This window comes from Streptomyces sp. NPDC052496 (assembly GCF_040679095.1).
Taxonomy (GTDB): Bacteria; Actinomycetota; Actinomycetes; order Streptomycetales; family Streptomycetaceae; genus Streptomyces.
On the sequence record NZ_JBFAUH010000003.1, the window covers coordinates 1 to 15,600 of the forward strand.

Genomic DNA, 15,600 nt, shown 5'->3' on the forward strand with positions numbered 1-15,600 from the left:
CTGGACCACCCACCACACCCTCGAATACCTCGGCCGCACCGACAACCAAATCAAAATCCGCGGCTTCCGCATCGAACTCGGCGAAATAGAAGCCGCGCTCACCGACACCAGTGGCGTCACCGACGCGCTGGCGACGGTGCGCCAGGACGGGCCGTCGGGTCGGCAGCTGGTCGGCTACGTCACTACTGACGGGACCGCCCCCAACCCCGCCGGCCTGCGCACCCGTCTCGCCGCGATCCTGCCCGACTACATGGTCCCGGCCGCCGTCGTCGTCCTCGACCGCTGGCCCCTGACCCCCAACGGCAAGATCGACCGCAAGGCCCTGCCCGCCCCCGGCTTCACGGGCGCCGGCGCCGCCGGGCGTGCCCCGCGCACCCCCCGGGAAGACATCCTGGCCAGCATCTACACCGATGTCCTCGGCCTGGACACCGTGACGGTCGACGACAGCTTCTTCGAGCTGGGCGGGGACAGCATCAGCTCGATGCGGGTGGTGTCCCGGGCCCGGGAGAACGGGCTGACGCTGACGGTGCAGCAGGTGTTCCAGCACCGTACGGTCGCCGAGCTGGCCCAGGTGGCCACCGAGACCAGCACGGCGTGGGCCGCCGCGGACGACGGTGTGGGCTCCTTCCCGATGACTCCGATCATGCACTGGCTGCACGAGCTGGGCGGCGAGGTGGCGGGCTTCAACCAGTCGGCCACGGTCCGCGTCCCGGCCGGCATGGACCTGGCGCGGCTGACCACGTCGGTGCAGAGCTGGCTGAGCCACCACGACATCCTGCGGCTGCGCATGACGACCGCCGAGGACGGCTCCTGGCAGCCGGTCGTGGCGGAGCGCGACGCGGTGGCCGCCGACGCGGTGCTGCGCCGGGTGGACATCGCAGGGCTGCCGCCGCAGGCGCGGGACGCGGCCATGGCCGAGGAAGGCGAACAGGCGCGGCTGCGGCTCTCCCCGCAGGAAGGCTCGGTGGTCCAGCTGGTCTGGTACGACGCCGGGCCCGAGACACCGGGACTGCTGCAGATCGTGGCGCACCACCTGGCCGTGGACGGGGTTTCCTGGCACATCCTGGTGCCGGACCTGCGCGAGGCGTGGGAGGCGACGGCCGCCGGGCGCGGTCCGAAGTTCGCCCCGGTGGCCACCTCCTTCCGCGCGTGGGCGACGCGGCTCGCCGAGGCGGCGCAGGAGCCCGCATGGGAGGCCGGGCTGGACGTGTGGTCCCGGCACGCCGGGGCCGGCCCGGACGCCCCGGCGGTCGCCGAGGCACCGTTGGGCTCGCGGGAGCTGGATCCGCACCAGGACACCGCCGGGACCGCGCAGGACCTGGAGCTGACCCTGCCCCCGGAGCGCACCGAACCGCTGCTGACGACCGTTCCCGCGGCGTTCCACGCGAGCGTGGGCGATGTGCTGCTGAGCGCGTTCGCCCTGGCGGCGCGCGAATGGCGGCGGCGCCGTGGCGAGGCCGTGGACGGCGTACTGGTGGACCTGGAGGGGCACGGCCGCGAGGACATCGTCCCGGGGGCCGATCTCTCCGGCACGGTGGGCTGGTTCACCAGCCTGTACCCGGTGCGGCTGGCCCCGGCCGCCGCGGACTGGTCCGAGGTGCGGGCAGCCGGCCCGGCGGTCGGTGAGTCCCTCAAGCTGGTCAAGGAACAGCTGCGGGCGCTGCCCGGCAACGGCGTGGGGTACGGCTTGCTGCGCCACCTCAATCCGCGCCTGGGCCCCGTACTGGCCCAGCTCCCCGCCCCGCAGCTGGGGTTCAACTACCTCGGCCGGTTCGAGGCGACGGACGCGGAGGCCGGTGCGGGGCAGCCGTGGACGATGGTCAGCGGGCTGCCGTCGCCCGCGCCGCGGGACAGCGGGATGCCGCTGGCGCACCCCGTCGAAGTCAACGCGCTCACCCAGGACCTGGCCGACGGCCCGCGGCTGCGGGTCACCTGGTCCTGGGCCACCGGTCTCCTGCGGGAAGGGGACGTCCGGGAGCTGGCCGAGCTGTGGTTCGAGGCTCTGGACGCGGTGACCGCCCACGCCCGAGGGGCCGGTGCCGGCGGCCACAGCCCTTCCGACCTCTCCCTCGGTCTCTCCCAGGCGGAGATCGACGAACTCGAAGCAGAACTGAGGATGCTCTGATGAACCGGCCCGCGCTCGAAGACGTGCTGCCGCTGACGCCGCTCCAGGAGGGGATGTTCTTCCACTCCCTCTACGACGATGACGCGGTCGACGTCTACAACACCCAGATGGTCCTCGACCTGGAGGGCCCGCTGCGGCCGGAGGGTCTCAAGGCCGCCGTGGCGGCCCTGATCCGCCGCCACCCCAACCTCCGCGCCGGATTCCGGCAGCGGCAGAACGGGCAGGCGATGCAGGTGATCCACCGCGAGGTGCCGCTGCCGTGGCAGGAGGCCGACCTCTCCACCGGTGACACCGCGGACGCCGAGGCCCGCCTGGCGGAGCTGCTCGCCGCCGACCGGACCGGCCGCTTCCCGCTCAGCCGGCCGCCTCTGATGCGCTTCACCCTGGTCCGGCTGGGCGCCGAGCGGCACCGGCTGGTGATGACCAGCCACCACATGCTGCTGGACGGCTGGTCCACCCCCGTACTGATCCGCGAGCTGTTCACGCTGTACGAGGACGGTGACGACTCGGCGTTGCCCCGGCCCGCACCGCACCGCAGCTACTTCGACTGGCTGGCGCGGCAGGACGAGGCGGAGTCGGAACGGGCCTGGCAGGAAGCCCTGGGCGGGCTGGCCGGTCCGACGCTGGCGTTCCCCGCCGACCCGTCACGGGTGCCGGCCATGCCCGCGCGCGTGACGACCTCGATGTCCCCCGAGTTCGGCGCTGCCCTGGGCACCCTGGTGCGCGACCGCGGGCTGACGGCCAACCACCTCCTCCAGTACGCCTGGGCCATGGTGCTGAGCCGGTTCACCGGCCGCGACGACCTGGTGTTCGGCACGCTGGTCTCCGGCCGTCCGCCGGAGATCCCCGGCATAACGACCATGATCGGGATGTTCATCAACACCATTCCGGTACGGGTGCGGCTGGACCCCGCCGAGTCGGTGCTCAAGAACCTCGACCGGCTCCGCCGGGAACAGGCGGCGCTGCTGCCGCACCACCACCTGGGGCTGGGCCGCCTGCAGCGGATGGCCGGGCACGGCGACCTGTTCGACACCTTCATGGTGTTCGAGAACTACCCGGACGACGACGCGGCCCGCCCGTCCTACGACGGGGTCCGGGTCGCGGTGGCCGGCGGCCACGACGCCGCGCACTACCCGCTGCGGGTCATCGCGGGGCTGGCCGGTCAGCGCCTGGAGATCGACCTGGAGTACCAGCCGGACCTGATCGACGAGGGTGAGGCGCAGGCGGTGCTCACCGCACTCACCCAGGTGCTGACGGCTGTCGTGGCCGCTCCGGACAGCAGTGCCGGGGACGTGGAGTTCACCCTGCCGTCGACGCTCCGCCGTGCCGCCGCGCCCGCGGCGGACGGTGCCGGGGCGGACGCCGGGGACGACGGCCCGGCCGCCCAGGGCCCGCGGGGCCCGCAGACGCCGGCTGAGGAGATCCTCTGCGGGCTGTTCGAGAAGGTGCTGCGGCGGCCGTGCCCCTCGGTGGACGAGAGCTTCTTCGACCTGGGCGGCCAGTCGCTCACCGCGATCCGGCTGCTGAGCCAGGTCCGCACCGCCTTCGGGGTGGAGCTGTCGGTGCGTGCGGTCTTCGAGACACCGACGGTGGCCGGACTGGCCGCACAGCTGGCACAGGCGGGTACGGCCCGCCCGCCGCTGGTGGCGGCGGAGCGTCCCGAGCGGGTGCCGATGTCCTACGCACAGCGCGGCCTGTGGTTCGCGTTCCGGCTCAACGGGCCCAGCGTGGCGTACAACAATCCGCTGCCGCTGCGGCTCTCCGGCGACCTGGACCGCGCCGCGCTGGCTGCCGCGCTCGCGGACCTGGTGGAGCGGCACGAGGTGCTGCGCACCCGCTTCGCCGAGATCGCGGGGCAGCCCTGCCAGATCGTCATGGCTCCCGAGGAGGCGGGCATCCGGCTGAAGTTCGCCGAGCTGTCGGGTGAGCAGGAGCTGCCGGGGGCGCTGGCCGAAGCGGCGGGCCACACCTTCGACCTGGCGGCCGAGGCTCCCCTGCGTGCCACGCTCTTCCGGGTGTCCGAGCGTGAGCACGTGCTGTATCTGCTCACCCACCACATCGCCAGCGACGGCTGGTCACTGGCCCCCCTGGCCCGCGACCTGTCCGCCGCCTACCGGTCCCGTACAGCGGGCCGGGCACCGCAGTGGCAGCCGCTGCCGGTGCAGTACGCGGACTACTCGCTGTGGCAGCGGGAGCTGCTCGGTGCCGAGTCGGCCCCCGACAGCGTGGCGGCCCGCCAGCTCGCCTACTGGACCGAGCGGCTGTCCGGCGTGCCGGAACTTCTCCAGCTGCCCCTGGACCACCCGCGTCCGGCGGTGGCCGGGCAGCGCGGCTCCAGCGTGCGCTTCGCCCTGGAACCCGCTCTGCACGCCCGGATCACCGAGCTGGCCAAGCAGTCGGACGTCACGGTGTTCATGGTCGTGCAGGCGGCGCTGGCCGCGCTGCTCTCGCGGCTGGGCGCGGGCAGTGACATCCCCATCGGCGCGGTGCTGGCGGGGCGTACCGACGAGGCGCTGGACGACCTCATCGGGTTCTTCGTCAACACCCTGGTGCTGCGTACGGACGTGTCCGGCGACCCGACCTTCCGCGACCTGCTCGCCCGGGTACGGGAGACGGACCTGGGCGCCTACGCCCACCAGGACGTGCCCTTCGAGCGGATCGTGGAGGCCGTCAACCCTGGCCGCCACCTCTCGCACGCCCCGCTCACCCAGGTCACCCTGGTCTTCCAGAACAACGAGCGGGGATCGCTGGACCTGCCCGGGGTACGGGTCTCCTTCGAGGGCGAGGCAGCCGGCAACGCCCGCGTCGACCTCGCCTTCAACCTGGGCGAGAACCACACCGGGGAGGGCGCGCCGGCCGGTATCGACGGCATCGTGGAGTACGCCGCCGAGCTGTTCGAAGCCCACACCGTGCAGCGGCTGACCGAGTGGCTGACCAGGCTGCTGGAGAGCGCCACCGCCGACCCCGGCACCGCGGTCTCCGCGCTGGAGATCCTCTCCGCCGACGAGCGGCGGACGCTCCTGCAGAGCGAGCCCGGTGCGGGCACACCCGTACCGGTGGCCACCCTCCCCGAGCTGTTCGAGGCACAGGTGCGGCGGACACCGCAGCGGCCCGCGGTGGAGGACGCGGACGCCACCGTGACCTACGCCGAGCTCAACGAGCGGGCCAACCGGCTGGCCCGGCAGCTGGTCTCCCGGGGCGTCGGTCCCGAGAGCTTCGTCGCGGTGGTGCTGCCCCGCTCGGCGCAGATGCTGGAGGGCATGCTCGCCGTCATGAAGGCCGGGGCGGCGTACCTGCCGCTGGACCCGGGCTACCCGGCCGAGCGGCTGACCGCGATGCTGGCCGACAGCGCGCCCGTGCTGCTGCTGACCACCACGGAACTGGCGGAGCGGCTGCCGCGCGCCGCGGGCCTCGACGTGCTCCTGACGGACGAGGCGGCCACGGCCGCCGAACGGGCCGCGCTGCCCGGTAAGGACCTGGACGACGCCGACCGCGGGGCCCCGCTGCGGGTCACCCACCCCGCCTATGTCATCTTCACGTCGGGCTCCACCGGCCGCCCCAAGGGCGTGGTGGTCAGCCACACCGGGATCGGCGCGCTGGCCGCCAACCAGTCGGCCCACTACGGGGTGCGGCCCGAGAGCCGGGTGCTGCAGTGCGCCTCGCCCAGCTTCGACGTGTCGGTGGCGGAGTTCTGCCTGGCCCTGCTGTCCGGCGCATGCCTGGTCGTCCCCGGCCACACCCCGGCCGGCCCGCAGCTCGCCGCGTTCCTCGCCGAGCGGCGCATCACCCATCTGCTCATCGTCCCCTCGGCACTGGCGCAGGTGCCCCGGACGGAGCTGCCCGAGCTGCGCACGATGATCACCGGGGCGGAGCCGCTCTCCGCCGAGCTGGCCGAGTTCTGGGGCCGCGACCGGTTGCTGATCAATGCGTACGGGCCCACCGAGGGCACCTGTGACGTGAGCTTCGCGCAGCGCCTGGTCCCGGACGCGGCGGCGGCGTCGGTCATCGGTCGGCCCATCGCAGGCAACCGGATGTACGTCCTGGACAAGGCCCTGCGGCCGGTACCGCCGGGCGCCGAGGGCGAGCTGTACATCTCCGGCGGGGGGCTGGCCCGCGGCTACCTGGCCAACCCCGGCATGACCGCGGAACGCTTCGTCGCCGACCCGTACGGCGTACCGGGCAGCCGGATGTACCGCACCGGCGACCTGGCAGCCTGGAACGCCGACGGCCGGCTGCAGTTCCGCGGCCGCGCGGACACCCAGGTCAAGGTCCGCGGCTTCCGCGTGGAGCTGGGCGAGGTGGAGGCGGCGGTCGCCGGGTGTGCCGGGGTCGAGCGCGCCGTGGTGCTGGTGCGTGAGGACCGGCCCGGTGACCAGCGTCTGGTGGCGTTCGTCGAGCCCTCCGGCGGGCAGGCGGCCCTCTCGGCACGCACGCTGCGCGCCGAGGTCGCCGAACGGCTGCCCGCCTACATGGTGCCGGGCGCCTTCGTCTTCGTGGACCGGTGGCCGCTGACGCCCAACGGCAAGCTGGACCACCGGGCGCTGCCCGCACCCGCGCAGCACGCCACGGGCGAGTACCGGCCGCCGCGTTCACCGCAGGAGGAGCTGGTCTGCCGCCTGTTCGGCGAGGCGCTCGGCGTGGAGCGGGTCGGTGTGGACGACAACTTCTTCGAGCTCGGCGGCCACTCCCTGCTCGCCACCCGGCTGATGCACGACATCGGTGAGGCGCTGGGCCGTCCGCTGGAGCTGCGGGACATCTTCGCCGCGCCGACCCCGGCCCGGCTGTGCGAGCAGCTCGACGGGGCCGCCGGCGGCGCCTTCGAGGTGATCCTGCCGCTGCGTACCTCCGGCAGCGCGGCCCCGTTGTTCTGCGTCCACCCCATCGCCGGCCTCAGCTGGCGCTACTCGACGCTGCTGAGCGCGCTCAGCAGCGACCACCCGGTGTACGCCGTGCAGGCCAGAGGGCTGGACGGCACGGAGCCGCTGCCCGCTTCGATGGACGAGCTGGCCGCGGACTACGCCCGGCAGATCCGCGCGGTGCAGCCCGAGGGCCCGTACCACATCCTGGGCTGGTCGCTGGGCGGGATCATGGCGCAGGCCGTGGCCACCGCGCTGGAGGCGGACGCGCAGGAGATCGGGCTGCTGGCGGTGCTGGACACCTCGCCGCCCGAGGCCGGCAGCCAGGGCACCGGAACCCGCGAGGAGATCCTCGCCCAGATGTACGAGGGGTACGGCGAGATCTACGGCGTTCCGGAGGACGCGCCCGAGGAGCCGACGCCGGACCAGATGCGCGCCCAGATCGCCGAGTGGTACGGGGAGGGCAACAGCGAGCTGCGGTACCTGGACCGCGCACACCGGACCGCCGCGCTGGAGGTGAGCGTGAACAACGCTTACCTGGCGTCGGAGCGGCGGCCGGACGTGCTGCGCGCGGACCTGCTGCTCGTACTGGCCACCCGTAACCGCCTGGCGGCTGTGGTGCCCGAGGCGTGGGACGCGTTCGTGGCGGGCCGGATCGAGATCGTCGAGCTGGACTGCGAACACGCCCGGATGCTGGATCCGGGCCCGGCGGAGCAGCTGGCGCGGATCATCGCACCGCGGATCGGTCGGGCGCGAGGAGCCACCGCGCCCGTGGGAGAGGCGGCCGGGGCTCTCTGATCCCCACGCGTCGAAGGGGGCGGCGGGCCGGCCTCCCCCTTCGACGCGGTGCGTACGGGCCCCGCCCCGTCCGGGGCGTGCGGATCAGCCGGGGAGTCCTGCCCCGGCGCAGGCACTGCTCATGAAGGCCCGTAGTGGGTCGTCGTCCGTCCCGCTCCCGGGCAGCAGTGCCAGTTCCTCGGCCACTTCCTGCCCTCCGGGTTGCAGCCCGATCCGGCGGAAGGCCCGGCGGGCCACGTTGAGGTAGTGACTCGCCCACAGCACCCGGCCCATCATGCGGGAGCACCTGCCCAGCAGGAGATTGGCCCTGGCGAACAGCATGAGGTCACCGACCTGCTCCGCGATGGCCAAGGAGCGGAGCAGCCAGGGGTAGGCGTCCTCGGCCAGCCCGGCGGTGATGCAGGTCTCCCCGAGGCCGAGCAGGGCGTAGGCCTCACCGCGGGCGTTGGACTTGCCCCGGACCTGGTCCAGCAGACGGTGGAAGGTGTTCTCCGCCTCCAGGACCCGGCCCTGGCGCAGGTAGGCGAGGCCCAGCTTGTACAGGGCCCGGGCCGCGTCGCGCGTCTCCTCGGTGTGCCCGGCCAGTTCGACGGCCTGGATCGACAGGTCCAGCGCGGCCGCCGGATTCTGCCGGTCCAGCTCGATCTCCGACATCTGGCTCAGCACGCGCGTCTCGCAGGAACGGTCGTTGACCTCCTGGAAGACCGCACGGGCCTGTTCGGCCAGGCCCATGGCGGCGGCCAGGTCACCGTCGATCCGGTCGAGCGAGGCCATGCCGCACTGGGCCAGCGCCCGGCCGTAGGTCTCGCCGATGTCGGTGAAGATGCGCAACGCGGTCCTGAACAGGTCCTTGGCGCGGTCGTAGCGGTGCAGACGCATCTCCACCGAGGCCAGCTCGAAGGTCATGGCCGCCTCGCCGCGGCGGTTACCGGCCCGCCGGACGGCCATCAGCGCGCTCTCGGTGACCGCCCGCCAGTCGTCGTAGGCGACGCGGGTGTCGAAGAGCACCGCGGTGGACATCGCCAGCTCCCAGGCGAGTTCGTCCGCGCCCAGTGCGGTCAGCTGACGGACCACGGCGACGATCGCGGGCCGCTCGGCGTCGAACCAGGCGATCGGTGTCGCCAGCAGGGCGCCGGTCACGGACGGCTCGATGGCCCGGCGTGGTGTGCTGCCGCGCAGTACGGCGAAGTCACCGCCGTACTCGCGGCGGCAGGCCTCGTCGGCGAGGGTGAGCCAGCCCTGCCAGGCCCGTTCACGGGCGGCCTGCCGTTCCTCCGCCGGGTCCTCCTCGGCGGCCCGTTCCCGTGCGTACAGCTTCAGCAGGCTGTGGAAGCGGTAGCGGGCGGCGCCGACGCCGTCGACACCGACAGCGGTGAGCAGGTTCAGGTCGACCAGCTGCTCGATCAGCTTCTCGGCTTCGGCGGTGGGCAGGTCGAGCAGGGCACCGCCGACCCAGGCGGCGAAGTCCGGCACGTCGAGCAGGGACAGCATGCGGAACATGCGGGCCAGGTCCGCGGGCAGGGCCCGGTAACCGGCGTCGAAGGCGGAGCGCAGCTCCAGGCCGCCCGCGCACAGTTCGTCCAGCCGCCGCGGCTGCTCGGCGAGGCGGGCGGCCAGGTGGCGTACGGACCAGTGCGGCTTGCCGGCCAGGCGGGCGGCGGCGATCCGCAGTGCGAGCGGCAGTCCGTCGCACAGGGCGCACAGGGCGTCGACGGCCTCGGGGTCGGCGTCCACGTGTGCCTCGCCCGCGATCCGGCGGACCAGTGCGGAAGCCTCCGGGGCGGACATCAGGCCGAGGGCGACGTGGACCATGCCGTGCACGGCGGCCATGTGCTCCTGCTGCTCCCTGCTGGTCACCACGACACAGCTGCGGCCGCTGCCGGGCAGCAGCGAGCGGACCTGTTCGAGGGTGCGGACGTTGTCCAGCACCACCAGGACACGCCGGTCGGCGAGGATACTGCGGTGGAGCGAGACCCGCTCCCCGGGGTCGTCGGGGATCTGCTCGCCGGACATGCCCAGGGAGCGCAGGAGACGCCCGAGCAGGGCGTGGGTGGCGTCCGGGCCCTGCTCCCGCACGTGTTCGGCCACGTCCACGTGGAGCTGGCCGTCGGGGAAGCGGTCGGCGACGCGGTGCGCCCAGTGCACCACGAGGCTGGTCTTGCCGACGCCGGCCATGCCGGTGACGAAGCCGGCGGACGGCGCCGCCCCGGTGGCGTCGCCGGGCAGCAGGGCGTCCAGCTGCCGCAGCTCTGCCTCCCGGCCGATGAAGGCCGGGATGTCCGGGGGGAGTTCGGCCGGTAAAGCCGGAGCCGCCGCCGGGCGGTCGGTCTCCTCGGGGCGGACCGGCCCGGAATCGTCGCGGAGGATGGCGTGGTGCAGCTGCTGGATCGACAGGCTCGGTTCCAGGCCCAACTCCTCGACGAGCGCGTGCCGCCAGGCGCGGAATCCCTCGGCCGCCTCCACCCGCCGCCCCGCGCGGTACTGGGCCAGCATCAGGTCGTGCCGGAACTGCTCGTGCTGGGGGTAGTCGTTCACCACGGCGGACAGCACCGGGATGAGTTCCTGGTGGCGGCCCAGGTCGAGTTCGACGGCGGTCCACATCTCCCATGCCGCCAGCCGCTGTGCCTCCAGCCGCGTCGCCGCGTCCTCGGCGAGCCGTCCGCCCACGCCGCTCAACGGCCGTCCGCTCCAGATGTCCAGGGCGAGCCGGTAGAGCCGGCTGGCGTCCTCCAGGCATCCCTTGCGGGCGCTGTCGCCCGCCTCGGCCATCAGCTTCTCGAACTCACGGACGTCGACGGAGCTGTTCTTGGTGTGCAGGTGGTAACCCGGGTGGGCGGTCACGATCACCGGGCCCTCGCTGCCGGCGGCCTTGAACGCCTTGCGCAGGGCACCGACACAGATGGCCACCTGAGTGCGTGCCGAGGCCGGTGGCTCGTCGCCCCACACCGCGTCGATCAGCGCGTCGACGGAGACCACCCGCCCCCAGGCGAGGACCAGCGCCGCCATGATCACCCGCTGCCGGGGACCGCCGATGGCGACGGGCTCGTCACCGACTTTCGCCGACAGCGGCCCGAGCAAGGTGAACGCAGTTCTGCCCGCACGCGAACGGTCTTCCCCCATGACATGCCCCCCATGCATCCCGCCGCACCGAACGTACAGCCGAATCACCTTAGAGCAATTCTGCCACCTAGATCACGTCAAAACCGGCGAAATTTGCGTGAAGACTGCACTAGGCCAGGCAAAAGGGTCGTCAAATCGCCCGGCATTCCCGGCGGCCGGCCGAGCGGCAGCGTCTCCGAACATGCCTTTGGCGCCGAGATGTCGGGGTCTGTGACGTGCGGCCTATTCGCCCGGAGCCCGGGGAAAATTGATGCGCTACTTAGCCATCTCCCCCTCGCCACCGCGCCTGCGGACTGTCTACTGCCGCCACGCGAGCGGGCGCCCCGCCCCGCGCCGCACGGGCGGCGCGGGGCGCGGGGGTTGGGCGCCCTGGGAGGGTGGTCTACGGTTACAGGCTGGGCAGGTCGAAGAAGATCATGGGGTTGTCGCGGCTGTCGCGCACCGGCTCGTCCAGCCCGAGGCCCTTCTTGATCTGGGCTATCTCCGCGTACTCGGCCGGCGACTTGGCCGGGGACGGCGTGAAGAACTGAACTCCCTGCTCGGCCAGCCACTTGATGATGACGGAGCCCTCACTGAACGGCTTGGGGCGGCGCCCGTGGTAGACATCGTGGACGCTGGTGGGCGTCCCGCCGGGCACGGCCGGGAAGAGGTTCTCGATGTACCAGCGGGCGAAGCGCGCACCGTGGTCGGCGTCGATGAAGAGGTATTCGACGTCCCGGGGCACCCGGTCGAGGTTCTCACGGACATCACCCTTGGTGAAGGTCCACCGTTCGGCCAGCTCGCGCGGCACGTTGCGCACCACGTGGTCCACGATGTCGAACGAGTACAGGTGCCCGGTGCCGTTGTCGCGCAGCGCGCTCAGCTGCCAGATGGTGGACCAGCCGTAGAACGTCCCGATCTCCACCACCTTCGCGGGCCGCAGCTCCCGCAGCCGCATGTACGTGATCTCCGCCTCGACGTCGTCCAGTTGGGCCTTCATGGCCTTGCCGCGCTCCTGGAGGAGGCTGCGCTGGGCGTCCTTGACCTTCCTCAGGTCGGCCTCGTACTTGACGTAGAGAGTGCGCAGTGAATCGACGGACATTGCTTCCATTACTTCTCCAAGGAATTCCGGAAGGGCCTGCTCGTGCCTCTTCCGCGAGGTTCTCAGGCAGCCCGGACCGGTGCCTCGTGAGTCGAATAGACGCGTCTGGGCCTGGTTTGGTTCTCCACTTCGCGGAAAACGACGCACAGCACCAGGAGCACGATGCCGAATACCGGCACCCAGCCGCACCGGGCCAGTGCCCAGAACGGTACGTCGGGGTTGGTGTGCAATCCGAACAACGGCCGCCCGACACCGAGAGTGGTCACGGTAACGGCGAGCATGGCCGTTTGGTGCCAGAGAAATACCGTAATTGCTGAGAGATTCAGCACAGCCACTGCCGCCCAGAGGAACTGGCCCGGCCGAGCACGCGGCCGCACAGGCTCCACGCTCCCCGCCGGCCGGTGCGACGGCCGCCCCACCAACCGCCGCAGCGGACCGCACAGCAGCAACGCGCCACCGCACTGGGCCAGACCGAACGTGACGGCGGCGAGGCTGACCGGGCTCAGGTTGGAGATCTGCGAACCGGGTACGCCGACCATGCTCGCGGGATATCCGCACCCCAGCACCAGCCCTGCCGTGCACACCACACCGCCGGCCAGCAGCGCGACGGCGTACCGGCGCCGGGCGAACCCGCCGGCGGCCCAGGCGGCGCCCAGACCGAAGGGCACCAGCCACCCGGCCAGGACGTTGAGCTGGCGAGCCGTGTCGACCCAGCCGCCGTCGCCGAGCACCATCCGGGCAGCGTCCGTCGCGACGACATAGCCACCGCCCAGGACCGCCGCCGCCACGCCTGCCCGGTGCACCAGCGGCGTGAGGACCGTCAGCAGCGCGAAGACCAGGAGGAACCACAGCGGGGAGATCACCAGGTTGAGCAGCGTGTGGATCGTCTCGTGGGCGGTACCGGCCACGGCCATGCCGCCCAGCACCAGCAGCCACATCGCGAACAGCATGCCCACCGGCCCGGCCAGCCGCCGCAGCCGCTGCCGCAGCCAGGCGCCGTAGCCGACACCGCGCGCCCGCGCGGAGCCGTAGCCCTGGGCCGCTACCCGGCCACCGACGAGGAAGAAGATCGCCAGCGGCTGGAGCACCCACGACAGGGGGGTCAGCCCGGGCATGTGGGCCAGCGGGCTGTCACCCAGGAGATGGCCGTCCGCCCGCAGCACCACCGCGCTGACCAGCCAGTGGCCCAGCACCACACCGGTGACCGCCAGCGCCCGCAGGACGTCGACGGCCCGGTCCCGCCCGGCGGGTGTGGCCGCGTCGATCCGCAGGACCGCCGCGTGCAGCCGGTCCAGGACCGTGCGGGCCGGGACCGTGCCGGCGGAGCCGCCGGCCGGCTTGGCCTCGGTGACCGGCCGCGCGGGCCGGACCCCGGCGGGTATCCGGAGGTCAGCCATGGGACACCGCCTCGCCGTGGCCGAGACCGATCAGCGCGAGGTTGCGCAGGGCGAGGCCGCCGGGCTTGAAGTAGTCGCTGTGCCCGCCCTGTCCCGCGTCGAAGGAACGCGCCCCGAACTCACGGCTGACCGGGTCCGTGCCGAATCCGATCGTCGCACCCGAGACGCTCACGCTGGTGTGCGGCACCCCGGCGATCCAGTCGTCCGCGCCCCGGCCCGCCCACACCGGCACCCGCACGGCGAGGTCGGACGCGGACCGGACGCCCATGCCGGGGCTGCCGACGACGGCGATCCCGGCGAGATTGTCCAGCGGAGCGGCCCCGCCCGCGGCGCTCGCGACGGCGCTGCCGCAGACCACCGAGCCGTAGGAGTGGCACATCAGGGTGACCGGCGCCGTCTGGTTGGCCGCCTTCACGCCGGCCAGGAGAGTGCGGAGTTGGGCACCGCCTTCGTGCGCACGGGCGGTGGTGATCACGTCGCGGCTGAGGGTACGGGGAGCGTGATAGCCGAGCCAGGCCACCACCGCGACGTCGGTACCCGGGGAGAGCCTGCGCATCTCGGCGCGCACCGCGCGGGCCCCACCGGCCAGCGCGGCGTAGCGGCTGCCGAGTTCGTCGAACGTGTCGATGGTGGTGTCCGAGCCGGGCACCACCACGACGACGCGGTCGGCGTGCGCCAGGTCGCCCAGCACCTCGACGGCCAGGCCGTCGTCGCGCGAGTCGAAGGACAGGAATTGCCTTCCGGCGGCGCCGAGTTCGGCCAGGTGGCCCGCCCTGGCGGTGTCACCCATCCGTCGCGCGGCGCGCGCTGACCTCTCGATGAAGTCGTGGTTGGCGTCGTACCGCTCGGCCAGCGTGTCCGCTGTGACGGCCGGCAGCCGTGGCGCGGCGGGCATGCCGCTGGCCGCTGAGCCTGAGGCGCCGGCGACGGAGAAGACCATCGCGCCGGCCGCGACGGTGACCGCGAACGCGCGGCGCAAACGTGACGCTCGCACCAGACCCCCCTTCCTGTTCACTTCGGTAACAGGAAAGACGGTAGATTTCGCGGGCCTCCCGCGCGTCACCCTCAAGAGCTCACTGCGGAGGTAGCTCTCAGGTATGACGGGCCCGCCGTCGGGCGCACGGTGAGCGCCGACCGCGCCTCGGCGCAGGGGCCCACTGCCGCCTCGGCTGCGCCAACACCGCAGGCCCGGCGCGCCACTTGACCGGCAAGCGAGTGGATAACGGAAGCATACCCGCCCCCTCTACGGTCACGGACGTCGCCCGGAACCCCGGGCGTTCCCGCAGCACCAGCCTGAGGAGAAGACATGCGCACCACGCGCCGCCGCGCCTCCGTGATCGCCGCCCTGTCCGCAGCCGCCCTGTTCGCCGGCGCCGGCGCCGCCCAGGCCGCCACCGGCTACGTCGACGTCCACGGGATCAACGGCGAGGGCAACGTCACCAACCCGAAGAACGGCAAGTGCTACAACGTCTCCGACGGGTACAACTCCGGCCGGCTGCTGATGACCAACCACACCGACCGCACCATCAAGGTCTACTACGCCCCCGACTGCAAGAGCGAGAAGCCCGCCGTCGTCAAGCCGGGCGCCACCTACCGGGCCAGCGAGAGCTGGGGCTTCATCTTCTACAGCCGCAGCTTCGAGGTCGTCTGATCCTCCCGGCGGCCGCGGCCGCCGGGCCGTTCCCGACGGAGCCCCGGGCGAGCGGCTTCGTCGGGAACCGGGCCACTCGGTAGGGAAACGGGTGGATAACGGAGAAATACCCGCCCCCTCTACGGTCACGGACGTCGCCCGGAACCCCGGGCGTTCCCGCAGCACCAGCCTGAGGAGAAGACATGCGCACCACGCGCCGCCGCGCCTCCGTGATCGCCGCCCTGTCCGCAGCCGCCCTGTTCGCCGGCGCCGGCGCCGCCCAGGCCGCCACCGGCTACGTCGACGTCCACGGGATCAACGGCGAGGGCAACGTCACCAACCCGAAGAACGGCAAGTGCTACACCATCGCCGATTACTACCACGGCCGCGGCACGGTGACCAACCACACCGACCGCACGATCAAGGTCTACACCGGCACCGACTGCAAGGGTGACAAGCCCGGCGTCGTCAAGCCGGGCCAGTCGGTGGACGCCAGCCCCTACTGGGGCCCCATCTTCCTTCTCCGCAGCTTCGAGGTCGTCTGATCCCCAGGACGGCCGTGGCCGGTGGGCGGGACACCAGTCCCCGCCCAC

The 15,600-nt window shown here is 72.6% G+C and carries 8 protein-coding genes; 4 read left to right on the forward strand and 4 right to left on the reverse strand.

The genetic code is table 11. The features are described from left to right. Together AB0L45_RS05435 and AB0L45_RS05440 are read left to right on the forward strand one after the other, a co-directional pair. Positions 1 to 2,125, forward strand: a 2,125-nt coding sequence (locus tag AB0L45_RS05435; protein ID WP_365836393.1) for a condensation domain-containing protein, incomplete at its 5' end; no start/stop codon positions are given. Continuing rightward, positions 2,125 to 7,779 (forward strand): amino acid adenylation domain-containing protein, encoded by a 5,655-nt coding sequence (locus AB0L45_RS05440; protein WP_365836395.1) that lies wholly within the window; start codon positions 2,125 to 2,127, stop codon positions 7,777 to 7,779. The genes AB0L45_RS05435 and AB0L45_RS05440, both read left to right, overlap by 1 nt. Before the next feature lie 84 nt (positions 7,780 to 7,863). Here the strand turns inward: AB0L45_RS05440 and AB0L45_RS05445 are convergent, their stop codons facing one another. The 4 genes from AB0L45_RS05445 to AB0L45_RS05460 all read right to left on the reverse strand — a co-directional run bounded on the left by AB0L45_RS05445 (position 7,864) and on the right by AB0L45_RS05460 (position 14,371). Further along, entirely contained in the window at positions 7,864 to 10,899 is a 3,036-nt protein-coding gene (locus tag AB0L45_RS05445; RefSeq protein ID WP_365836397.1) for a BTAD domain-containing putative transcriptional regulator, read from the reverse strand. A gap of 388 nt (positions 10,900 to 11,287) precedes the next feature. Beyond that, the gene (locus AB0L45_RS05450) at positions 11,288 to 11,980 is read right to left on the reverse strand and encodes a class I SAM-dependent methyltransferase (RefSeq protein ID WP_365836399.1); all 693 of its coding nucleotides are present in this window, start codon (positions 11,978 to 11,980) and stop codon (positions 11,288 to 11,290) included. Positions 11,981 to 12,042: 62 nt separating this feature from the next. After that, complete coding sequence (locus tag AB0L45_RS05455) at positions 12,043 to 13,377, reverse strand: acyltransferase (RefSeq protein ID WP_365836401.1); 1,335 nt, start codon at positions 13,375 to 13,377, stop codon at positions 12,043 to 12,045. Then, entirely contained in the window at positions 13,370 to 14,371 is a 1,002-nt protein-coding gene (locus AB0L45_RS05460; protein WP_365836403.1) for an alpha/beta hydrolase, read from the reverse strand. Before AB0L45_RS05460 ends, AB0L45_RS05455 begins: the two co-directional genes overlap by 8 nt. 312 nt (positions 14,372 to 14,683) lie before the next feature. On the opposite strand from AB0L45_RS05460, the gene AB0L45_RS05465 reads away from it, so the two are divergent. Both AB0L45_RS05465 and AB0L45_RS05470 read left to right on the forward strand, forming a co-directional pair. Then, on the forward strand, positions 14,684 to 15,028 hold the full coding sequence (locus AB0L45_RS05465; protein ID WP_365836405.1) for a hypothetical protein: 345 nt from the start codon (positions 14,684 to 14,686) through the stop codon (positions 15,026 to 15,028). Positions 15,029 to 15,210: 182 nt separating this feature from the next. Continuing rightward, entirely contained in the window at positions 15,211 to 15,552 is a 342-nt protein-coding gene (locus tag AB0L45_RS05470; protein WP_365836407.1) for a hypothetical protein, read from the forward strand. Positions 15,553 to 15,600: the final 48 nt, after the last annotated feature.

What these genes read in the sequence shown, in the direction of transcription:
- AB0L45_RS05440 (WP_365836395.1), top strand. Translation starts at nt 2,125, where the DNA reads ATGAACCGGCCCGCGCTCGAAGACGTGCTGCCGCTGACGCCGCTCCAG.
- AB0L45_RS05445 (WP_365836397.1), bottom strand. Translation starts at nt 10,899, where the DNA reads ATGGGGGAAGACCGTTCGCGTGCGGGCAGAACTGCGTTCACCTTGCTC.
- AB0L45_RS05450 (WP_365836399.1), bottom strand. Translation starts at nt 11,980, where the DNA reads ATGTCCGTCGATTCACTGCGCACTCTCTACGTCAAGTACGAGGCCGAC.
- AB0L45_RS05455 (WP_365836401.1), bottom strand. Translation starts at nt 13,377, where the DNA reads ATGGCTGACCTCCGGATACCCGCCGGGGTCCGGCCCGCGCGGCCGGTC.
- AB0L45_RS05465 (WP_365836405.1), top strand. Translation starts at nt 14,684, where the DNA reads ATGCGCACCACGCGCCGCCGCGCCTCCGTGATCGCCGCCCTGTCCGCA.
- AB0L45_RS05470 (WP_365836407.1), top strand. Translation starts at nt 15,211, where the DNA reads ATGCGCACCACGCGCCGCCGCGCCTCCGTGATCGCCGCCCTGTCCGCA.